The sequence below is a fragment of the Flavobacterium sp. FlaQc-48 genome, from assembly GCF_044007335.1.
Lineage (GTDB): Bacteria > Bacteroidota > Bacteroidia > Flavobacteriales > Flavobacteriaceae > Flavobacterium.
In genome coordinates this window covers 427347-448943 of record NZ_JBIPCR010000002.1, presented here as the reverse complement: position 1 = coordinate 448943, position 21597 = coordinate 427347, and the positions used below count along the sequence as shown (strand labels likewise).

The 21597-nt window shown below is 41.0% G+C and carries 22 protein-coding genes; 14 read left to right on the top strand and 8 right to left on the bottom strand.

Features of this window, described 5'->3' with window-relative positions; translation table 11 throughout:
* Positions 1 to 145 precede the first annotated feature (145 nt).
* On the bottom strand, positions 146 to 2164 hold the full coding sequence (gene mobC / locus ACHRWY_RS05110) for a conjugal transfer protein MobC (protein WP_395353146.1): 2019 nt from the start codon (positions 2162 to 2164) through the stop codon (positions 146 to 148).
* A gap of 188 nt (positions 2165 to 2352) precedes the next feature.
* Between mobC and ACHRWY_RS05105 the strand changes: the two genes are divergently transcribed.
* Positions 2353 to 2640 carry a hypothetical protein gene (locus ACHRWY_RS05105; RefSeq protein WP_395353145.1) on the top strand — a complete coding sequence of 96 codons (288 nt, stop codon included), beginning with the start codon at positions 2353 to 2355 and terminating at the stop codon, positions 2638 to 2640.
* A 60-nt stretch (positions 2641 to 2700) separates the two neighbouring features.
* Here the strand turns inward: ACHRWY_RS05105 and mobB are convergent, their stop codons facing one another.
* Both mobB and mobA read right to left on the bottom strand, forming a co-directional pair.
* Positions 2701 to 3984, bottom strand: coding sequence for a conjugal transfer protein MobB (mobB, locus tag ACHRWY_RS05100; protein WP_395353144.1), 1284 nt, complete (start codon positions 3982 to 3984; stop codon positions 2701 to 2703).
* A gap of 7 nt (positions 3985 to 3991) precedes the next feature.
* The gene (gene mobA, locus ACHRWY_RS05095) at positions 3992 to 4423 is read right to left on the bottom strand and encodes a conjugal transfer protein MobA (protein ID WP_395353143.1); all 432 of its coding nucleotides are present in this window, start codon (positions 4421 to 4423) and stop codon (positions 3992 to 3994) included.
* 697 nt (positions 4424 to 5120) lie between these two features.
* On the opposite strand from mobA, the gene ACHRWY_RS05090 reads away from it, so the two are divergent.
* From ACHRWY_RS05090 to ACHRWY_RS05080, 3 genes are read left to right on the top strand one after another with little or no spacing between them, the layout of a single operon-like run.
* Positions 5121 to 5888, top strand: a complete 768-nt coding sequence (locus ACHRWY_RS05090) for a ParA family protein (protein WP_395353141.1) — start codon at positions 5121 to 5123, stop codon at positions 5886 to 5888.
* A 4-nt stretch (positions 5889 to 5892) separates the two neighbouring features.
* Complete coding sequence (locus ACHRWY_RS05085; RefSeq protein ID WP_395353140.1) at positions 5893 to 6309, top strand: DUF3408 domain-containing protein; 417 nt, start codon at positions 5893 to 5895, stop codon at positions 6307 to 6309.
* 2 nt (positions 6310 to 6311) lie between these two features.
* Complete coding sequence (locus ACHRWY_RS05080) at positions 6312 to 6941, top strand: conjugal transfer protein TraD (RefSeq protein ID WP_395353139.1); 630 nt, start codon at positions 6312 to 6314, stop codon at positions 6939 to 6941.
* Positions 6942 to 6966: 25 nt separating this feature from the next.
* On the opposite strand, the gene ACHRWY_RS05075 is transcribed toward ACHRWY_RS05080, so the two are convergent.
* Positions 6967 to 8001 carry a hypothetical protein gene (locus ACHRWY_RS05075; RefSeq protein WP_395353138.1) on the bottom strand — a complete coding sequence of 345 codons (1035 nt, stop codon included), beginning with the start codon at positions 7999 to 8001 and terminating at the stop codon, positions 6967 to 6969.
* Positions 7982 to 9811, bottom strand: coding sequence for a hypothetical protein (locus ACHRWY_RS05070; RefSeq protein WP_395353136.1), 1830 nt, complete (start codon positions 9809 to 9811; stop codon positions 7982 to 7984). The genes ACHRWY_RS05075 and ACHRWY_RS05070 overlap by 20 nt, the downstream gene beginning before the upstream one ends.
* A 249-nt stretch (positions 9812 to 10060) precedes the next feature.
* Between ACHRWY_RS05070 and ACHRWY_RS05065 the strand changes: the two genes are divergently transcribed.
* Genes ACHRWY_RS05065 through traN form a run of 9 tightly spaced genes read left to right on the top strand, consistent with a single transcriptional unit; the run spans position 10061 to position 18032 of the window.
* The gene (locus ACHRWY_RS05065) at positions 10061 to 10369 is read left to right on the top strand and encodes a DUF4134 domain-containing protein (RefSeq protein WP_395353135.1); all 309 of its coding nucleotides are present in this window, start codon (positions 10061 to 10063) and stop codon (positions 10367 to 10369) included.
* Positions 10370 to 10380: 11 nt separating this feature from the next.
* The gene (locus ACHRWY_RS05060; RefSeq protein ID WP_395353134.1) at positions 10381 to 10713 is read left to right on the top strand and encodes a DUF4133 domain-containing protein; all 333 of its coding nucleotides are present in this window, start codon (positions 10381 to 10383) and stop codon (positions 10711 to 10713) included.
* Positions 10710 to 13214: a TraG family conjugative transposon ATPase gene (locus ACHRWY_RS05055; RefSeq protein WP_395353132.1), complete on the top strand. Its 2505-nt coding sequence runs from the start codon at positions 10710 to 10712 to the stop codon at positions 13212 to 13214. The genes ACHRWY_RS05060 and ACHRWY_RS05055 overlap by 4 nt, the downstream gene beginning before the upstream one ends.
* A gap of 27 nt (positions 13215 to 13241) precedes the next feature.
* Positions 13242 to 13874 (top strand): DUF4141 domain-containing protein, encoded by a 633-nt coding sequence (locus ACHRWY_RS05050; RefSeq protein WP_395353131.1) that lies wholly within the window; start codon positions 13242 to 13244, stop codon positions 13872 to 13874.
* A gap of 11 nt (positions 13875 to 13885) precedes the next feature.
* Entirely contained in the window at positions 13886 to 14881 is a 996-nt protein-coding gene (gene traJ / locus ACHRWY_RS05045) for a conjugative transposon protein TraJ (RefSeq protein ID WP_395353218.1), read from the top strand.
* 17 nt (positions 14882 to 14898) lie between these two features.
* On the top strand, positions 14899 to 15522 hold the full coding sequence (gene traK, locus ACHRWY_RS05040) for a conjugative transposon protein TraK (RefSeq protein WP_395353130.1): 624 nt from the start codon (positions 14899 to 14901) through the stop codon (positions 15520 to 15522).
* Positions 15523 to 15532: 10 nt separating this feature from the next.
* Positions 15533 to 15820, top strand: a complete 288-nt coding sequence (locus ACHRWY_RS05035) for a nitrogen regulatory IIA protein (RefSeq protein WP_395353129.1) — start codon at positions 15533 to 15535, stop codon at positions 15818 to 15820.
* Positions 15807 to 17114, top strand: coding sequence for a conjugative transposon protein TraM (traM, locus tag ACHRWY_RS05030; protein ID WP_395353128.1), 1308 nt, complete (start codon positions 15807 to 15809; stop codon positions 17112 to 17114). Before ACHRWY_RS05035 ends, traM begins: the two co-directional genes overlap by 14 nt.
* A gap of 24 nt (positions 17115 to 17138) precedes the next feature.
* Positions 17139 to 18032 carry a conjugative transposon protein TraN gene (traN, locus tag ACHRWY_RS05025; RefSeq protein WP_395353127.1) on the top strand — a complete coding sequence of 298 codons (894 nt, stop codon included), beginning with the start codon at positions 17139 to 17141 and terminating at the stop codon, positions 18030 to 18032.
* Between the two features lie 202 nt (positions 18033 to 18234).
* On the opposite strand, the gene ACHRWY_RS05020 is transcribed toward traN, so the two are convergent.
* Entirely contained in the window at positions 18235 to 18792 is a 558-nt protein-coding gene (locus ACHRWY_RS05020; protein ID WP_395353125.1) for an NAD(P)-binding domain-containing protein, read from the bottom strand.
* Between the two features lie 463 nt (positions 18793 to 19255).
* On the opposite strand from ACHRWY_RS05020, the gene ACHRWY_RS05015 reads away from it, so the two are divergent.
* Positions 19256 to 19810, top strand: a complete 555-nt coding sequence (locus tag ACHRWY_RS05015; RefSeq protein ID WP_395353124.1) for a hypothetical protein — start codon at positions 19256 to 19258, stop codon at positions 19808 to 19810.
* A 159-nt stretch (positions 19811 to 19969) separates the two neighbouring features.
* On the opposite strand, the gene ACHRWY_RS05010 is transcribed toward ACHRWY_RS05015, so the two are convergent.
* Positions 19970 to 21043, bottom strand: a complete 1074-nt coding sequence (locus tag ACHRWY_RS05010; protein WP_395353123.1) for a DUF932 domain-containing protein — start codon at positions 21041 to 21043, stop codon at positions 19970 to 19972.
* Positions 21044 to 21102: 59 nt separating this feature from the next.
* Complete coding sequence (locus ACHRWY_RS05005; protein WP_395353121.1) at positions 21103 to 21513, bottom strand: single-stranded DNA-binding protein; 411 nt, start codon at positions 21511 to 21513, stop codon at positions 21103 to 21105.
* Between the last annotated feature and the right edge of the window lie 84 nt (positions 21514 to 21597).

Sequence of the window (21597 nt, the reverse complement as noted above, 5' to 3'; positions counted from 1 at the left end):
CACGTATTATCATGGCGAGGATTGCGTACTGCATTCTACAAAATTTCTAAAACTACAGGTTTTAAATTTATCAGAACAATCTAGAACACTAATTTGTTGCTTTTCTCTATTTTGTTTCATCTGTACCAAACAATTTAATTCAGAATCATTTTTTACGCTTTTCTGTATCCTTTTGCACCAAATGCTCTAAGTTAGGATCGTTTTTGATTCTCTCCAGTTCAGTTTCGATAACATGAACAATATTGAGTTTTACCTGCCTGTAATTAGCTTCTATTTCCTGTTTCATATTGTCTTGGCCTTCTGGATCAATAAAAGATAGAATCTCGGGTATTTTTTGATATGCTTTGGTTTCAGATTCGACCTTTTCATTATCTATAACAATTTCAGCATGGAAGATTTTCTGCTCAATGCGCTGATCAAAATTATCCGATACAGCCCCTACAAAAACGCCCTGGGTCAATGTAGAGATTTTAGATGCTGGAATAAGGCTGTCCAATTGCGTGGAAATGGAACTGGATGTATCATTGCGGTTGATGGATAAACTTTGCCTTTTCTGTAAAACCTTGCCAAACCGTTCGGAAAGGTTTTTGGCCGTCTCACCCACTACCTGACCACTGAAAATATTACCCACTGTATTTTGGATTACCTTGCTTTCCTTGTCACCGTAATCTCGGTTCAATTGCGAAAAATCCTGAAATCCCAGACAAACCGCCACCTTATTACTTCTAGCCGTGGCAATGAGATTATCCAGTCCGCGAAAGTATATCGTAGGGAGCTCATCTATAATAACCGAACTTTTTAGCTGTCCTTTTTTATTGATCATTTTTACAATACGTGAATTGTATAGTCCGAGTGCTGCAGAGTAAATGTTCTGGCGATCGGGATTGTTTCCTACGCAGAGGATCTTTGGCTCACAAGGATTATTAATATCCAATGAAAAATCATCTCCTGTCATAACCCAGTAAAGACTGGGAGATATCATTCTGGACAATGGAATTTTAGCCGATGCAATCTGGCCCTGCAATTGGTCTTGCGCCCCACCCTGCCAGGCATCCATAAAGGGAGATAAATAATTCTCCAGTTCGGGATAAGAGGTAAGAATGGTAAACACATCCGCATACTTTTTATTGAGCAGTTCAATGGCATGTGGAAACGTACAATGCTTACCATTATCATAGATTTTTAAAAACCATATAACTGCGGCCAAAAGAATAATTGGGCTTTCCACAAAGAAATCCCCCTGCTTTTGTATCCAGCTTCTATTCAGGTTGAGCATGATGGTATAAGCTGCTTCATAAGCATCTGAAATATCAGTCATAAAATCAGGGTTTAGTGGATTGCAGCGATGACTTTTTCTGGGATCATCAAAATTGATGACATAAAATTTTGGTTTTACTTTATACCTACCATGATGCTTCAATAAATGATTGTATGCAATGGTAGAAAGATCATCAAACTTAAAATCATAGATATACATCGAAAAGCCCTTTTCAATCTGCTGCTTGATGTAATTATTAATTATTGCATAGGATTTCCCTGATCCCGGTGTCCCTAAGACAATTGTTGCCCTGAATGGATTGACTATATTAATCCAGCCACTATTCCATTTATTTTTGTAGTAGAACCTGGTGGGAAGATTCACCGAATATTCATTCTGTATTAATTGGGTTTCCTGCTGGAAACTCTCGTTTTCGTTGTTAAAAACATCATCCATTAAATTAGTGCGCAAAAGACGAGTTATCCATATACCGGCCAGCATCAAACTTATATACCCCAATCCCATTGTAAGGATATAAAAGAAAATGGCAGTTTCCAGTTGTGGTCTTAAAAGCGGGGTATTCAAAAAGAAAAATACAAGACCAATTCCTAAAGCACTATAAATTTGCGACCAGGTAATTTTCTCATTCTTTACTCCTTTACTTCCCAGACAACTTAGAGCAAGCAACACTATTGCAAAAATCTTAGTGTATAAGGTATGCGAAAACAGACCCGCTTTCTGATTAAAACTGCTTAGTATTTTATCGATTATCTGCATTGTCCATCCTCTTTCAAGAAAAAATCCATGACAGTACCAATACAAATGCATTAGCACTAAAATGATACTTACAGCTCTCATAAATGCCATTATTTTGGCAAGTCCTCTTAAATCATCTTCTCCCTGCATCTCAATACATTTAATGTTATTTGATGAATTTAAATGCGATAAAAACTCTTTGTATGAAAGTGGTTAAAAATGGCCGTAAGTGGCAGTGCTTGACTGATTTATTAATGTTTAAATTATAAGGTTACGGAAAACCGTAATAACCGCCTTTTAAAAGCGATTAATTTTAGGAAATTTTAAATTAATATATTATGGTAGAATTTGATGAAAATGACTTAGTCAATAGTGATTATGTAAACACAACCACCAATGGTGACAATCCCAATTACACGGCTATTCGTGACAGGGAACGTGTAAATAAAAAAGAACGCTATGAAGTTGTATATTTTTGCGATGCGTTTGTAAAGAACTATGACGTTCCGAAAACAAAAGCAAGCTTTCAAAAGGTTGAGAGAATAATAAGACTCCCTCAAGCCAGCAGTATTGTAATGAGAAACCTGCTAAATCATTTTGTGGCTCAAAACTGGAATTTACTCTAGTCTCTCAAACTAAGCTATCCGATAAAGCTGCCCGCTTTTCGGATAGTTTTGATTTTAAAGTTATCTGCCTGATCCCTTTTTTCTTTTTTTTCTGATCATATTGGCAAAATTCTGTTCCTCAAAATCTTCACCCTGTGCCAAAGGAATTAAACTACACCACTCAATTGTCTGGCCCTGCTTCATGTCCACTTTCAAAAAGTCGAACAATACATGCGGATTTCCTTCAGGCTCTTCCTGAAAATTTCTTGAATGAAAAATTTTAGGTTCAATAGCAAAAGGTTCGTTAATATTCGTTTTGCACTTATTTTCCCAGTAATCGTTAAACGCATTAGCTGCAAACTCCTTTCCTAAACGCGAGCCATTCCATACTGTTCTTGAATTATGGTCAATAAAAGTTATTCCATAAACCCGGCCCGACTCATTACTGCGAACCATCACGTTAATACCGTGCTTGGCTAACTGTCTTTTAAAATCCTCTTCATTGCGGGTTGACTGCGCCTCGTTTCTAATAACATCTTTAAGGGCTGATTTTACCTCGTTATCCTTTAAGTCCTCTCTGCATTTTGCAAAGTGTAAATCCAAAAAAGAAAGTCCTGCACTTTTACCAAATAAAGATGCTTTTAAACCGTGTCCTGCCTTATCTGCATTATTCTTTAAAGGGAAATACAATAAACCCTGTCGCATTTTTCCCTGCAGTACTCCTTCCACTTTTTCAGTAGTTATATTGAACAGTGAAAGCAGGGCATTGTATTCACCTAAAGTCTCAAATTTGTAGTGCTTGGGCAGGTAACGGACAACTGAAGCGATCTGACTTTTTACATCCCCTTTCTGATAATCCACTGCTTGAAAAATTTTATCATTGACCTGTCTATCTTTATCTGTTGCCGGTATTAGGCCATACTTCTTTTCCATCTCCCTGCAGATATTCATTGAACGTCTTTTTTCAAACTTGTCCGATATCTTTTTTCCGTCTTCATCAACGCATACCGATACGATATGGATATGGGTTCTGTCAAGATCGGTATGCTTAAATACAACGAAAGGCTGCTGGCCGTAACCCATTTCCTGCATATAATCCACTGCCATCTCTCTATAATGCTCATCACTTACCTTATCTTTGGGGTCTGGATTTATGGAGATATGTAGTGTGTGCTTCTCTGTATTGCGGTTGGCAATCAGGTGCGGTTCAAATGATTGGGCTAATTGAGCTGCAGAATACTGCCCGCTGGGCGTTTCAATCATTCTACTTTGAAACAAAATTTGCCCCATTTCTTTTTCAACTTTGAGCTGATTGTATGCTAGCGCTCCATACAAATTGCTTCCTCTTGCTATTTTAGCTATCATTTCAAGGCTATTTTTTTAGGTGTTTTTGTTCAAATTCTTGAGCTAATTGGATAATTTTTTGGCATAACACTGCAAATTCAATTGTCTGTTTTTCCAGTTTGTAGAGATAAGCTGCTGCTTTTTTCTCCGAAAAGTGATTATACAAAAGCTTCACAACCTGATTGTAATTCACCCCAACTGAGCGGAACTGACTGTGAAAAGAAGTCAGACGCATATAAAAATCAACCGTTCCTTTGTCAATTTTAACCGTTTTGATCTCCTTTGACAAAAGAATTGAAATTATAAACTTTGCTTTGTTGGTCATCCCTGATGCTTCAAAAAGCGACATTAGTTTAGCATTTTCGCCCTGGGTCAAGCGAAAAACATGACGATGAATACTCGGGTCATCTTTTGGCGTCCGACCGCCTTTACTCCTTTTTTTGTTATTCTTCTCATCCATAAAATATCCAATTATAAATTACGTAAAACCCTGACTTCGGAAGGCGTTTTTAAGCCCCCGGCAGGGCAAGTTGTTTTGGGGCACTACTCGAGTTTCGAGTGCCTCAAAACACAACTTGCCGTGTTCTGGTGAACACAAAAATCCGCCCTGCGGGACGGATTAAATGAAGCAGGGAAAGACAGCTTTAAGCTGTCCTGTTTTTTGCCAGATAGATTTAGTTTGTTTTGCATTATCAGGGTTATTAAAAATTACTCTACAAAGTAAAACCCTGCGCTGTAAAGCACTGCATTGTGTCACAATGCCAAACACTGACTAAGCTAGCCAATGTCTTCCTTTAAAATAAAATGATTTAGCTATGTGCATTTCTTTGTGCTTGCAGACAGATGTAAAAAGACATCTAGGGTTTTATATACTTACATAATCATGTACCTGAAGCCTTATGTCCTTATGTATATATGAACATATGAATATAGATGGATCCAGATAAGCAGATAAAATTACACACCTACAACAGTGAACATCTTTGCACTTGCGCTAATATCTATGGCCATGTGATGATACAAACTTATTTATGCAGGCATATGTAATATGAGAGACATACGTTATCAATTAAAATATAGAAATACCTACGTACAGAAGCTAGAAGACACCAATCCGCATACGTACCTATACAAGTAAATAATTAAATATTTATACAATGAAAACACAACACAATCCAGTATTTGTTGCTTTTTCCTCCCAAAAGGGAGGTGTAGGCAAAACTACCTTTACCGCCCTTGTAGCCAGTACACTGCATTACCGACTGGGCTACAATGTTGCGGTATTTGACGCCGACTTTCCACAACACAGCCTGATGAAAATGAAGACCCGTGATCTATCGATGATAATGGAAAATGATTTTTTAAAAAGGGCAGCATTCAAACAATTTTCCACAATCAACAAAAAAGCATATCCCGTGATCCAGCATAAAGCTGAAGATGTACTACAGGCTGCGCATGATTTCTTAGATTCTGCACCCAAACCGGTTGATTTTGTATTTTTTGATCTTCCGGGAACTGTCAATACTCCTGGCATTCTAAAAGCCCTGGCCGGAATGCATCATATTTTTACGCCCATCACAGCAGATCGCGTTGTTATGGAAAGCACGCTAATTTTTACCCAGCTCATGCAGGATGTCATTATGAAAAAAGGAGAAACCTATATTAAATCGATCAATTTGTTTTGGAATCAGGTAGACGGTCGTGAACGCTCTCCTTTGTATGGGCTTTACAACATACTCATTGATGAGCTTGGATTATCTCTTATGCAGAGCCAAGTCATGAACAGCACCCGTTTTCGCAAGGAAAGCGAAGCTGGCGCCAGAACTGTTTTCCGTTCCACGTTGATGCCAGCTGACCAGCGACTCATGAAGTCCTGCAGGCTTGACCAATTTATGACAGAATTTTTACAAATCGTTCAATTATAAGATTATGGAAAATGACAATAAGAAGAAAAACAATCCTGAAATTAACGAGGAGCTCATGATGAGTCTGATGGTAGACGGAGTTAAAAAAGAAGGACTGCAGCTTCCCAAAGAACAACGCGACGATCCGATAAAGGCCTTACCTGAAAAACGTGCCGTGAAGGAACGCATTACAGCAAAAAAGCTAAACGAGGCCGATTACGATAGTGTTTTCTTTAAAAGGCCTCTCACGAACGCCCGTAATGGCAAGACGGTGTATATCCGTCCGGATTTTCATGAGAAACTATCGCGGATTGTCCAAGTCATTGGCGAAGATAAAATAACCATTTACGCTTATCTGGACAATCTTCTGGAATATCACTTCCAGGAGTTCGGGGAGCAAATTATCAGAAGTTTCAACGATAAATACAAACCTATTTTATAATTATGGAAACTTTAATTTTTATCTGTCTGCTCCTAGTTATTGCCTTGCTGCTTCAGGATAAAATTGTGATTGGTAAAGGTCAGGGGCAAAAACCAAAACAGGAGAAAACTAACACAAAACTGCCTGATATTATGGGGCAACCAAAACCTACGAGGAGACTTTCGATACCAAAAAGAGCCATAGATTGCCACAATAAAATTCCGGATCAGCAAACCGCTAATTTTGATGTGGAAATCGAAGAGGATATCGATATAGGAATTCCGCAGGAAGAACTTGACATTGTTTGCAGAAATGAACCTGATTTAGAAGAAGAGGAAGAAGAATGGAACAGATATGGAATATCCGGCGGAGATAACGGTTTTGCCCAAGGGGTTACCTTCGAGGAACTAAGCTGCGTGGGGATGCTGCTTCAAAAAGACAAATTGGAGCCCTCTCAAGAGGAAACAGCGATAGCTTTGGTTCAAAAAATACAGGGAACCGAATTATTTAGCCTGCTGGAGAATTCCATGGAAAGTGCCTCCGGTAAAATAGCCGAGTTATTGGACGGGAGACTTTCTTCTGAAACAGATAACGGTTCTTCCATTTTGCGGAAAAACGATTTGACTGATTTTGATATTGGGGAGTTTATATAGCTTCCAAATATTTTTTTCTCTTTACCTAAATTACAAGCCCAAACTCCTCGGCAATATCTCGCACTAGTTTTGTATGGATACGCTTATGTGAATCTGCCGAGCTTAAATAATTACCAACTATCAGTTCCTTTATCTCGCGTTCCGAATTAAATATGCTTTTTCCCTTTATCTCAAATGTTTTGTATAAATCACTGATGGCCGAATTATTATAGATGTACGAATTTTTAATAACACTTTCTGCTACGTCTTTATGAAATTTATATCGGTCATCTAAAGCAAAGACCTCGATGTTGCCTTTAGCTTTAATGGATAAAGGATCGCCTTTTTTCATTTTTGGGCACAAGACCATTTTTAATTCAAAGTTGTCGGAAGATACAAGGAAATCCACAGCATCAATTTTTGTCCTGAACTGGTATATATTTTCTATGGATTCTAAAAAAGGATGAATGTGTTTTGCCAGTGAGAATTCTTTCTGTCCTTTTAAGGCACCTGAGTTACAAAGGGCACAGCTTGGGATTAAATTATAAAAGGACAATGAGAAATAAGGATGCCTACCTTTATTATAAAAATGGTCAAACTGGGGACGTGATTTAAGCCTCTTGTTTCGTATCGTAAAAGTGTAATTTGCATTACAATACGGACAAGTGTTCATTTTGAGTCTCTTTGCAAGTTTGTAGGCCAATCTTCCTGAATCTTTTTTAGTAAATGAATTTACAGTGGAGTCATAATCGAAAACCTTAAATATTTCAGCTTTGAACCAGGCATGCATCTGTGCATCAGTAATAGGGCTTCCTTTTGAATTGGTTGGATTCTTTATTTTAAAATTTTGCTTTGCGGTATAAGCAATATTCTGAATAAGAAGCATTTCAGCTTCTAACTGATCCGGTCTCCCGCATATAATCGTTTTAAGTCGTGAAGCGATATGATTCATAACAGGCTTCATATCATTATTTGGCCAGTTTCTAAGTTTCTGGATAATGTCAAATTCCTTGACTACCTCTTTGTAAAAAACAATTGCCATCTGATCCAATTCGGATAAACTAAAGGGAACTTTTACCATTATTTTCTTTAATTATTTGTTCTACTTCTGCCACTTGTCTTTTTAATATTTCTAATTTTTCCTGCAGCCCAAATTTCTCAAACCACATATCTTGAAGTTTTTTACGCAGTACAGGTTCCCCAATACTGTCAATTATTTTTTTGTAAGTATCATGGCCTATCGCTTCATCATTAAGGTAATTTATTATTTCATTTATTTTATCTTTAGCATAGTCTCCAATGAGCATTCCGTCCATATAAAAAGAATCAGAAAAGAGCGTATGAATGTTGGCTGCAAATGTACTTTGGTTATGATTGTCTTTTTCATGAAAAAAAGGCTTTCCATTTTCTGACTTCTCTACAAACAGTATATTGGATTTGGGAAGATCCGATGTTAAAAAGGGAGTATTAGATGTGAAAATAAGCTGGATTTTATGGTCGTGAAACAACGAACTTAAAAAGCCTATCGTATTTTTAAAAAACATTCTCTGCCATTGGGGATGATAGCCCGTATCTCCTTCGTCAATTAAAATTACCAGTCCATTTTTCAATCGGTTTGTTTGCTCATGCGCTACCGAATAAAATCGGGACATAAAAGATAAATAGGATTGTTCTCCCGAGCTTAAGGAGTGCCATCTGAATTGTATAAAAGATGTAATTCCTTTTATGGCACTATATAGGTCCTGAAAGTCTTTGAATTCAAGATCGGCGCCTTTACTCAGGTTAAAATAGGCTTCTGCTTCATTTTTAACAGTTATAGTTTTTTCTTCTATTAATTTAGAAACCAACCCGAGGAAAGAAGGTACCTGTACTGATAGATTATTTAATTTTTCAATTGGCACTTGATGTATCACACCATCGATATTATATGGAATTGTTACTCCATACATACTGTCAAAAAAACGGATTATGTAACTGTCACGGCTGTCCGTTTTTTCAAAATCTATTTCATGGTGATATGGATTGTTAGCTGTGTATTTTCTTTCTGTTATCAGAAAATTGATGAATACGGAGTACCATAAGTTCCCTATAAAGGCTTCACTTGTACTTTTATATTCAGGAATTATACCATTAAGTTTTTTGAGGATACTTATAATATTTTGATTTCTTTCCCCCTCTTTAAGAAAATAATCCTGCTCGCTAACGTCAAGCATCATGTGGAGCGACTTAGGTTTTTCGAATGGTAGTTTCTGCTCTGTTCTGGTAATAAAAACTACTGCCTGATAAACTTCCATCATATGGAGGAACTGTAGGTCGCTGGTTTCAGCGAGAAGTTTTCTTGTAAATTCTACAGGCTGATTGATTTCACCCAAAATCCTTGTTCGTTCTTTGAGAAGCATAGCTGTTGTAGAAATATTTTTCAGCCCGTGATAGTTAGTTGAGTCTTCGTTAAAATCTAAAAGATAATTGTAATAAATATATTCGGAATTAACCAATCCATCTGAAGAACGTACTTTTTTATATTTCTTCATTTTAAAATCACAGCCCGTACTGTCTTTTAAGTCTATAACCATTGACTCGGGACAGGATACAAAATATCTTTCATCTGTTGAATAGACAATTATATCATCTTGTATCCTGCTGCTTAATCCATCAGGAAAATTGTCCTTAATATATTTAAGAACACTTGATTTTCCTGTCCCGTTTTTTCCAATAATTGCACTTACTTCAGTTACGTTTTTCTCCTTGAAAAAATGATCAATGTAATCGGGATTGTCCCTGATAGTTAATGAAAAGCTCTCATCCAAGTGAATAAGGAATTTTGACGACAGATTTACCCCTTGTTCTTTAATGGCATTGAATTCCTTTATCCAGATATAATGTATTTGCATTGCTTTAAAATTGTATTTGATTGATTCTTTTTTCTTGTCTTAATTCTTGGCGACACTACTTCGTCAGTTATCAATTATCACGTCGCTTTTTAAGATCACGAATATAAAATAATTCTTATTAAGACTATACAACAAATGCCAAACAATTCCACTGGTTGCCACTTTGTTATAGCGCCTTGATTTCCATAACACCTTTGTTGCTCAAGCCCGCATACCGCGGGATATAACAACAATTTAAAGTGTTTAATCATGGAAAAACAAACAAAAAAAATCCTGTTATCAGCAACAGTAATTATGCTGGCAGGAAATGGCGTATTTGCCCAAGGAAATGGTGCTGCTGGCATCACAGAAGCTACCCAGATGGTAACCTCCTATTTTGATCCCGCAACACAGCTCATCTACGCCATTGGAGCTGTGGTAGGTTTAATTGGAGGAGTTAAGGTGTATAGCAAATTCAGCAGCGGGGATCCCGATACCTCAAAGACCGCGGCAAGCTGGTTTGGGGCTTGTATCTTCCTGATTGTGGCCGCTACCATCCTGCGTTCATTCTTCCTTTAATTTTCTGCCTTATGAGTACTTACAACATCAACAAAGGCATTGGAAGGACCGTGGAGTTTAGGGGACTCAAGGCACAGTATCTATTCATTTTTGCCGGCGGGCTCCTCGGAACTCTTATCCTGGTAATGATCCTTTACATGGCTGGGACGAGTTCCTATATCTGCCTGTTTCTTGGAGCAATTGCCGCCTCAATGATTGTCTGGCAGACCTTTGCGCTTAACAAAAAGTACGGCCAGCACGGACTGATGAAAATCAGTGCCAGAAAAAAACATCCCCGCTACATTATCTCGAGAAAGGCTCTGCATCGCTATGTCAAATTTTCTTCTAAACCCAGCCTCATATGAGAAATTCCGCCAAGACTACAACCCTTCAGAGCAAGTTTCCGCTTCTGGCAGTGGAGAACAACTGTATTGTGTCCAAGGACGCCGATATTACGGCCTGCTTTGAAGTGCAGCTGCCAGAACTCTTTACAGTTGGTTCTATCGAATATGAAGCGATTCATTCCGCCTGGCATAAGGCCATAAAGACTCTGCCTGATTTTACAGTGGTCCACAAACAGGACTGGTACATCAAGGAAAACTATAATCCTGATATGGCAGAAGACCAGCAGAGTTTTCTGGCCAGGTCCTATCAGCGCCATTTCAATGAGCGTCCGTTTCTGAACCATTACTGCTACGTGTTTCTAACCAAGACCACCAAGGAGCGTATGCGTACCCAGAGCAACTTCTCGTCATTGTGCAAAGGAGCCCTGATACCAAAAGAAATAAGGGACACCGAAACCATCTACCTTTTTATGGAAGCCGTTGCCCAGTTCGAGCGCATTATAAACGACAGTGGGTTTGTGAAAATCAAACGTCTTTCAGAGCAGGATATTCTCGGGGAAGAAGGCAGACAAGGGCTACTCGAACAGTACCTGACCCTGTCCAGGGAAGCCGGAGCGTCTATGCAGGATATCGCCCTTGGGGCAGAAGAAGTACGTATCGGCAGCAAAAGGCTTTGCCTTCACACGCTTTCCGATACCGATGACCTCCCTTCAGCGGTATCCTCCGATACTCGCTATGAAAAGCTGTCCACAGACAGGAGTGACTGCCGTTTGTCCTTTGCCGCCCCTGTCGGGCTGCTATTGGGCTGCAATCACATCTACAACCAATACCTGTTTTTGGACAACAGCGAGGAGAACTTACAGAAGTTTGAAAAATCGGCAAGGAACATGCACTCATTGGCCCGCTACAGCCGAGCTAACCAGATCAACAAAGAATGGATCGAGCGTTACCTCAATGAGGCCCACTCCTTTGGACTATCCTCTATCCGGGCGCATTTTAATATCATGGCCTGGTCGGATAACCAAGCTGAGCTCAAACAGATCAAAAATGACTGTGGAAGTGCCCTTGCCCTTATGGAATGCAAGCCAAGGCACAATACTACCGATACAGCCACGCTGTATTGGGCGGGGATGCCCGGAAATGCAGGGGATTTTCCAAGTGAGGAAAGCTTTTACACGTTCATTGAACCGGCTTTGTGCTTTTTGACACAGGAAACCAATTATCATAATTCGCCATCGCCTTTTGGTATCAAGATGGCCGACAGGCTAACTGGAAAACCCATACATCTGGATATTTCGGACCTGCCCATGAAGCGCGGGATCATTACCAATCGAAACAAGTTTATACTCGGACCTTCGGGAAGCGGTAAGTCTTTTTTTACCAATCATATGGTCAGGCAGTATTACGAGCAAGGGGCCCATGTGCTGCTTGTAGATACCGGAAATTCCTATCAGGGTTTGTGCGAACTCATCAAGGCAAAGACCAAAGGCGAAGACGGCGTGTATTTCACCTATACCGAAGAGCATCCCATTTCCTTTAACCCTTTTTATACCGATGACGGTGTTTTTGATATTGAAAAAAGAGAAAGCATCAAAACTTTGGTATTGACTTTATGGAAAAGGGATAACGAGCCGCCGACGCGCTCTGAAGAAGTGGCCTTATCAAATGCGGTGAGCGGCTATATCGACAGGATCAAACAACTTGATGCTTTCCCTTCCTTTAATGGCTTTTACCGCTACGTTAAGGAGGATTTCAGAGAGGTGTTGCAGCAAAAACAGGTAAGGGAAAAAGACTTTGACATTGCCAATTTCCTCAACGTTCTCGAACCTTATTACAAAGGAGGCGAATACGATTATCTGCTGAATTCCGATAAAGAGCTGGACCTGCTTTCCAAACGCTTTATTGTCTTTGAAATTGACGCCATCAAGGATCATAAAATCCTGTTTCCCATTGTGACGATAATCATCATGGAGGTGTTTATTAACAAGATGAGAACGCTTAAAGGAATCCGAAAACTAATCCTAATTGAAGAGGCGTGGAAAGCTATTGCAAAGGAAGGTATGGCCGATTACATCAAGTATCTCTTTAAGACTGTTCGTAAATTTTTTGGAGAAGCGATCGTGGTCACCCAGGAAGTAGATGACATCATCCAATCCCCTATTGTCAAGGAAAGCATCATCAACAACTCCGACTGCAAGATCCTTTTGGACCAGCGCAAGTACATGAACAAATTTGATGAAATACAGGCCATGCTTGGTCTTACTGATAAGGAAAAAGCGCAGGTGCTTTCCATCAATATGAACAACGATCCCGCCCGGCTTTATAAGGAAGTATGGATTGGCCTGGGAGGTACGCATTCGGCGGTATATGCCACAGAAGTAAGCCTTGAGGAGTATTACGCCTATACCACAGAAGAGACCGAAAAAATGGAAGTGATGCAGCTCGCAGAAGCACTCGGCGGGAATGTAGAGCTCGCCATCAAGCAGACCGCCATGAGAAGACGCGAGAAAGAAAATCAATAATTATGAACCTTTTAAAAATCAAAGAAAATGAAAAGAATACTATTTCTGGTGTCTGCGGCGATAATGATTGCCGCTGCACCTTCAGCCAAAGCCCAGTTTGTGGTTACCGATCCGGCCAACCTTGCCTCGGGGATTCTTAACAGCGCCAATGAAATCGTGCAGACTTCCTCCACAGTGAGCAATGTAGTTAAAAATTTCAAGGAAGTAGAAAAGGTTTATAAACAGGGCAAGGAGTATTACGACAAGCTGCAGGCCGTAAGCAATCTGGTCAAAGATGCGCGCAAGGTACAGCAGACAGTGCTGCTGGTGGGCGATGTATCACAGATGTATGTTCAGAATTTCGGCAGGATGTTGAACGATCCCAATTTTTCAGCCCAGGAACTCTCAGCAATCGCCAGCGGCTATTCGGCATTGCTGGGCGAGAGTACCGAACTGCTCAAAGAACTCAAACTAATTGTGAGCTCCTCGGGCCTGTCTTTAAGTGATAAGGAGCGTATGGATATTATTGACCGTGTGTACAAAGAAGTAAAAGATTACCACAGCCTTGTGCGCTATTATACCAATAAAAATATCTCGGTAAGCATATTGAGGTCAAAAAAACAGCACAACTCGCAACGAGTGCTTGACTTGTACGGAACCCCACAGCAAAAATACTGGTAGCGATGGAAAATATGGAATCTAATAACCTTCATCTGGTGCTGCGTTCGCTCTATGATGAAATGCTGCCGCTCTCGGCCGATATGGCCGCTATAGCCAAAGGGCTGGCCGGTCTTGGAGCATTATTTTATGTAGCGTTGCAGGTATGGCACGCACTGAGCCGGGCAGAACCAATCGATGTGTACCCGATGCTAAGGCCTTTTGCCCTTGGGCTCTGCATCATGTTTTTCCCCACCATGGTGCTGGGAACCATCAACGCCGTATTAAGCCCCATAGTCCAGGGCACGCACAGTATCCTTGAAAACCAGGTTTTGGACCTGAGTGCGCTACAGGCAAAAAAGGACCTCTTGGAACATGAAGCGATGCTTCGGGATCCGGAAACAGCCTATCTGGTGTCTAATGAAGAATTTGATAAAAAACTCGAAGAGCTGGGCTGGTCGCTCTCCGATGTTGCAACGATGACCGCCATGTACATGGACCGTCAGGCCTATAAGGTCGAAAAAGCGGTCAAGGATTGGTTTCGCAACCTTTTGGAAGTACTTTTTCAGGCGGCGGCTCTAGTGATCGATACCATTAGAACTTTCTTTCTCATTGTGCTGTCCATACTAGGACCTATTGCCTTTGCCATTTCAGTATGGAACGGCTTTGGATCCACGCTCACCCAGTGGATCACAAGGTATGTCAGCGTGTATCTATGGCTTCCCGTGGCGGACCTCTTTAGTTCGATGCTGGCCAGGATCCAGTCCCTGATTACCCAGAGGGATATTGAGATGCTTGAGAACCGCGCCTTTATTCCGGATACCTCCAATACTGTATATATCATTTTTATGATTATCGGCATTGTGGGATACTTTACCATACCGACGGTAACAGGCTGGATCATTCAGGCTGGCGGGGCAGGAAACTTTAGTCGTAATATCAACCAGACGGCCATGAAATCCGGAAATATTGCCGGGGCTGCAACAGGCTCCACATTTGGAAATATCGGCGGCAGGCTGATCAGTAAATAATTAATCCCTTAAGAAAAATGGAATTTAAAACACTCAGAAATATCGAGAACAGTTTCAGGCAGATCAGACTCTACGCTATTGTATTTGCACTACTCTGCACAGCTGTTACGGGATATGCCCTTTGGCATTCCTACCGCTTTGCAGAGCAACAGCGCCAGAGAGTCTACGTACTTGACAACGGCAAATCCCTCATGCTGGCACTTGCCCAGGATGCATCGATCAACCGTCCTGTGGAAGCGCGCGAACACGTAAAACGTTTTCACGAACTCTTCTTCACACTGGCCCCGGATAAGAATGCCATTGAAAGCAATATGAAACGCGCGTTTAACCTGGCCGATAAAAGTGCCTTTGACTATTACAAAGACCTTTTGGAAAAAGGCTATTACAACCGCATCATTTCGGGCAACGTGCAGCAGCGCCTTGAAGTGGACAGTGTAGTGTGCAATTTTGAAAAGTATCCCTATGCGGTACGTACTTATGCCAGGGAATTTATTATCCGATCGAGCAATGTGACCAGGCGCAGCCTTCTTACATCCTGCTTTCTTGTAAACTCAGTACGTTCGGACAATAACCCACAAGGATTTAATATCGAGAAGTTTGCCGTTTTGGAAAACAAAGATATAGAGGTCATTGAACGCTAAAACGAAAGCTATGAAAAACGTAAGAAATGCTATAGACAAGTGGCTGGAGCAACTCGATAAGCGATGGGACGAAATGCCGATCCAAAAGCAGCACCGATTTATCAGATACTTTTTTAGCGCGTATTTGCTGCTCACCGCCCTGATCATTTTTAATGTATGGCGCGATACGGCACGATCTGAGAACCAAATGGTGATCGGGCATATTGAAAATCCTGTCCGGCCAAAAAAAGAAGCTCCCGCAGCGCTGCCAGACAGCTTAAAGTCAATCCTAAAAGATAAAACTTATGAAAAAAAATGAAACTAGCGTCAGCATTCTGACTGACGATGGCAGCCAAAGCAAAGCTTCCCGCCTGCCTGATGAAAAAAAAGGCGTCATAGAGCGTATTAAAAAACCGCTGATATTCACTTTAATGGGAGTTGTATGCATGGGCTGCCTCTATTTGATTTTTAAGCCCTCTGCCAGTAAAAAGCAAATCCTGGAGATCGGGCTCAACGATTCAGTACCTGCGCCTTCTGCTGCCCTGCTGCAGGCAGACAAGCAGAAGGCCTATGAGCAGGAATTGCTCCAGGAGAAAGAAGAGCAAAAGCGCAGTACCTTAACCACACTGTCGGATTACTGGAATGGGGACAATTCCGCAGACCCTCAGAAAGAGGTTCTACCTGAGGAAGAACAGGTCAGTTCACAAGGTCCGGGCAATGCCGCTGTAAACAGCTATCGAAATGCCCAAAGCACTCTTGGCAATTTTTATCGAGATGATAGCGGCCAAACCCAGCAGCTGCGCAGAGAACTCGAAGAGCTCAGGGAAAAGCTGGCACAGAAAGAGATCCCAGCTGCAGTAACGGTAGATGACCAACTGGCACTGATGGAGAAATCCTACCAGATGGCTGCCAAGTACCTTCCATCGGCAGCCAGCGCGGGCGATACGGGTAAAAACAACACTGCTGCGCCTGTTGCCACTACAGTGACTAAGACGCCAATTTTTGCTGCATTTATCCCCGAGATAAAAAGCAGCGTCTCCTCCTTGCATCGTGAGCCTGCCGATAGTTCCTTTTCAGACCCCCTAAGTCCGGCCAACCGTAGCTTTTATACAGCAGGGTCCCAGCAGCAGGCGGTAATGCCCAAAAACAGTGTGAGGGCCTGCGTACAGCAAACCCAAACCATAACTGGTGAGGGCGTTGTAAGGCTACGTTTACTGGAGTCTGCGCAAATACCCGGACACACCATTGCCAAAGGAACAATCCTCAGCGCGAGCGCCAAGATTCAAACAGGTCGTTTGCAGCTAAAGGTTACTTCTGTTGAGGTGGACGGCAATATTATTGCCGTTGATCTGGGAATTTATGACCTTGATGGGCAGCTGGGTCTCTCAGTGCCCTATTCTGCCCAGATGAATGCCCTGAGTGAGATGGCAGGCAATATGGCACAGCAATCCGGAACGAGCCTTATGATGACCCAGTCAGCAGGCCAGCAGATCGCCGCCGACCTGAGCCGCGGAGTGGTACAAGGCGTTTCCGGCTACTTCTCTAAGAAAGTAAGAGCCCAAAAAGTGACCCTAAAGGCCGGACACCAGGTGTTTTTAGTCTCTAAAAAATAACAGCAATCCTAAATACATTACAACATGAAAAATTATTCTAAAATCTTTTGCTCCCTGTGCCTATTAATAGGCACTGCCCTACCTGCCGCTGCGCAGCAATACGCAACTCCACAACTTGCTTTGGGAAAAATAGATCCCTTTTCGATGCAAGTTACCTATGATAAAACCTCGCACCTGATTTTTCCAGCCACTATCCGTTATGTGGATTTGGGAAGCGAGAACCTTATTGCCTCAAAAGCGGAAGGTTCTCCCAATGTGCTTCGTGTAAAAGCGTCCGTGCGCGATTTTCAGCCAGAGACCAATTTTTCGGTCATTACCGATGAGGGTCATTTTTATAGCTTTGATGTTCACTACAGTGAATTGCCGGAAATATTGAGCTACGATTTACAGGCGATGCAAAAAAGCGCGGATAAAAACACGGCGCAGGATGTACTTTTTGAAGAGCTGGGAAATACCTCCCCCTCACTCACAGGCTTGCTCTTGAAGACCATTTACAAAAACGACAAGCGCACTATAAAGCATATCGCCTCTAAGAGTTTCGGAATCGAGTTTCTTTTAAAGGGCCTTTACATCCATAATGGCAAATACTATTTCCATACCCAGCTTGTCAACCAAACCAATGTTCCTTTTGGTATTGATTTTATGACTTTCAAGGTCGTGGACAAAAAAACAGCCAGGCGTACTGCCATGCAGGAAAGACCGCTTATCCCACTTCGCATTTACAAGCATCTGGATGAGATTGCCGCGAAAAGCGCAGAACAGCATGTATTTCTGCTGGATCAGTTCACTATTTCAGATGATAAGGTAGTGCTTATTGAGATTTTTGAGAAAAACGGTGGCAGGCACCAGGCTTTTGAACTAAAAAACTCGGATCTGGTAAAAGCACAGCTCATCAAGGATTTGCACCTGAAATTTTAATCCATCAAAAAAACCAAGGGAAATGAAATAGTACAGCGCAATGGTAATGCCTATTGTGACAAACGTCTCAATGACATCGCTACAGCGCATGCTGTTTTAAAAGTTACCTTAAAAATCAAAAGCCTTTAAACACCAACGTTTAAAGGCTTTTCTTTTTTAAAAAACCCTCAAAAGACTAGAGTGCTGTTTCTTGATTTATTTATTAATTTAAATGCTCAAGAGCACCGAAATTACCCTTACATATTTCTTCAAAATCATAAGCCGAAAAGTCCAAGGTCTTTAAAAATGTTTCGAGCTTCTTTTTTATTCCCTGATTTGTTGTCACATAAAATATTTCCTCTGCAGCTATCTTTTTTTGTAAAAGCAGTTGAGGATCTAATACTGAAAGTATTTTTACTGAATGGGCTGTTGTTAAAAACCGGGCTATTATTTCACTCGAAAGATTGGGCCTTAAATTAAATCTAAGGCATTGCATGCTAAAAACAGGGATGTTTACATGTATTAATATTTTACCTGTCATATCAGGCAGACCCGAGAGAAAAAATTCAATATCCTCTCTTGAAATAAACATTATGATAATCCTGGCTTTTGCCGCTTTTTCTTTACTCACTAATTTTGCATTGCTGCCCATTTTCTGTACTACCGGGATCAGCGTGCTATTATTTCGGGGTTGACTAACCAATATTTTGTGTCCGGATTCAACAGCCCTGGCGGCCAAATCCAAAGTAAACCCGCATGCTCCTATAATTCCTATTGTCATCAGTATGCGATTTTATTATCAAACTCACTTCTGTTTTTGAATTACTTGAAATCTACAAAGACAAGTACCTCAATGTTAATCAATCAATAAGTCATTCTCACTAACAATACTAGAGCTTGCCCAGATCCAGTTCGTGAAAGCAATGCTTTGCAGAATGCTCTCTTTTAATTAATTTCAAAGATTAAATTTACTGAATATTATAGAATAATTTTACTACAAAATTATCCTGAAATAGGCCTCTATTGTCATTAGCTATTATATTTTTAAAATTGTAGCGCAAAGAGCCTATTTAATTAGCAGGACTGCTTGTTTGTCAAGAAAATCTAAAACTGTTTATATAAATTAAAGTTACCCACAAGGTTCGCTTTTTATAAGCTAAGACTAAAAAAATAATCTTGGATAACTCCTTCAGGATTAATATCTTTAAGACTGTTTTTAGCTGTAAAACTTTAATTGCAATGCTATGAAAGACCTTATAGAACGCACCAATAAATTTTATATCGATATGTCCCGAAGCATACTCTCTGAAAAGGAATATGAGGTACTGCACAAACTCCTGATAGAAAAAATAAGCCTTGAACAGGCAGGGGCTATTTATAGGATCAACGAGCAGAGCATTCACCAGATTTATGAAAGAGTCTACAATAAAGTAAAAGACGCAACGGAGCTGCTTGGAGAAATCGACCAGTACAAAGAGAAACTCAAGGAGTTAAAATCCGACTATAAATACGCCGTAGACCAGGTCAAAAAAAGGGAAGCTAAAAAGATAGTGCAGCCTGAACTGAGCAGAACTCTCGAGGCAAGTCAATTTCCTTTCAGCAAAAGAATGCACAGTTTCTTTGAGGTTATGGATATTCGCACCATCGGGCAACTGGCCGAAATACCTCTGGAGGATTTTCATCGTTTCAGGGGATTTAAAGAGCAATGCAAAAAAGAGCTGATATCCTTTATAGAATTTGAAAATATTGAGCGGTATTTCAAGGGCTTTTCTCTCTGGAAAACAAGACCCATTGAGTAATACAACGCCAGAGAATCCAGTTACAACAGAGCGGCTTTCTTTTGCTTCTTTTCTTTGGCCGCTGCTTCAAAGAAAAGAAGTTCACTAAAACACCAAAAGGGATACAACATATCCCTTTAAAGAAAGCTGCCACCTTGTAAGGCGGCAGCATGTGGTTATTTAATTAAGGTTTAGAATATCGGCTCCTTCCGCTTTAAAAGCCGTGCACAGTTCAAACGCCTTTTGGGCTTTTATTTGGGCGGTACCGCCCATTACAATGGATTGCAGTTTGGCTTCATTGTCCTTGTATTTTCGTACATTCTGATAGTAGCCCGTCACAGCATTATAAGCCCCGAAAAGCGTGCCTTTAGTGGTGTCCATCTGCTGGGTATCACTTGTCATAGCATAGGCAAAGGCGTCCTCTACAGTATTTTTAAATATGGCTGACATCTCATCATTAGCCCCTTTTTTAATTAAAGCGAGTGTCTCTTTATTGGGACATAATGCCAACTCAATAAGCTTTTTAACCTCGCTGTCTGTTACCTTTACTTTAGCCCAATTATTAAAAATCCCTTCTAGCTGACGGCTTAATGTATCGGCGAGTCCCATTACTTTATGGGCGTCCTCCAAGCGCTGTTTTGCCCCTGAGGTATGGCGGATACGCACCACGTTGCTCATATTTTTAAGCGAAGCGTTAAGGGTGTTTTGGCATACAATTCTAATGGGGGTAAAAGCCGCTGTAATGCTTCCGCTCCCGTCGTGGGAGGTGGTAAGGAAAATGTACTTTTCGGTCACATCATCCCCGTTTCCTACCCTGATATAATCAGGAAGTTTTGCCGTGATAAAGATGCGCTCTCCCTGCCCCAGTGCCCCTGCTGTCTCGTAGAGTATACCGTCACCCCCGCCTACAATGGCATCAAAAAAGCTGAACGCTTCACGGTTCTGCACAATATGGTAGTCTTTCCCTACCACACCCAAAACGGCATTGCTATCGGTGCGGATTGTGGCAAAGCAGTCAGGAACTGCCAGTTCGGTACTTCCCACTTCAATACCCGCACCAGTTAACATAATTTCCGGAGCCTTAGTGTAAAGCGGGCTTTTCGCCACCTGATAATCAAGCCCCGCATGTCTTATGGCCTCGGAGCTTGTCGGGTACTGCTCCACTATCTGCCCGAGCCCGTGCCATGCTTTTTCCTTTACACTGAAAAATGAATACTTTCCTGTTTTGCTGTTATAATTGATATTATGTGCCATGATAATTGATTTTTAAAGTTTGATAAATAAAATTCTTTAGAACCCTTTACGAAATGCTGTTAAAAAGGCAAGTCGTCTTCAGGCTCTTTTAAGGTGGCTTTTTTGTTTTCTCCCTGCTCTGCATATTGCCCGCTTTTCACTTCCTGCTCGCCTTGGGACTTCTTCCCGCCCCCGTGGAGTTTGATATTCGAAGCGTTGAAATTCAGACCCGCTTTAGCTTCCCCGTCACTTGCTGTCCACGCCCTTGCACTTACCCTTCCTGTGAGTTCCACAAGGGTGCCTTTAGTGAGTATAACCGCTACTTTTGCACTGAGCCAATAAGCGCACTCAAAGTAGGTGGTCTGCTCTACCCTTTCCCCTTGCTTATTTCTGTAGCTGTCATTGATGGCTACTGAAAAATTTACTACCTGTCTGTTATCTGACAATGTGCTCACTCTGGCATCTTTTGTCACTCTTCCTGTAATGTTCATGATTTCTGATTTTTAAAATTTTTACTTTCTTTTTTGCGCCCCGCTTTTTTACTTCCTATTTTTTTTTACTTCTTATTTTTTTTA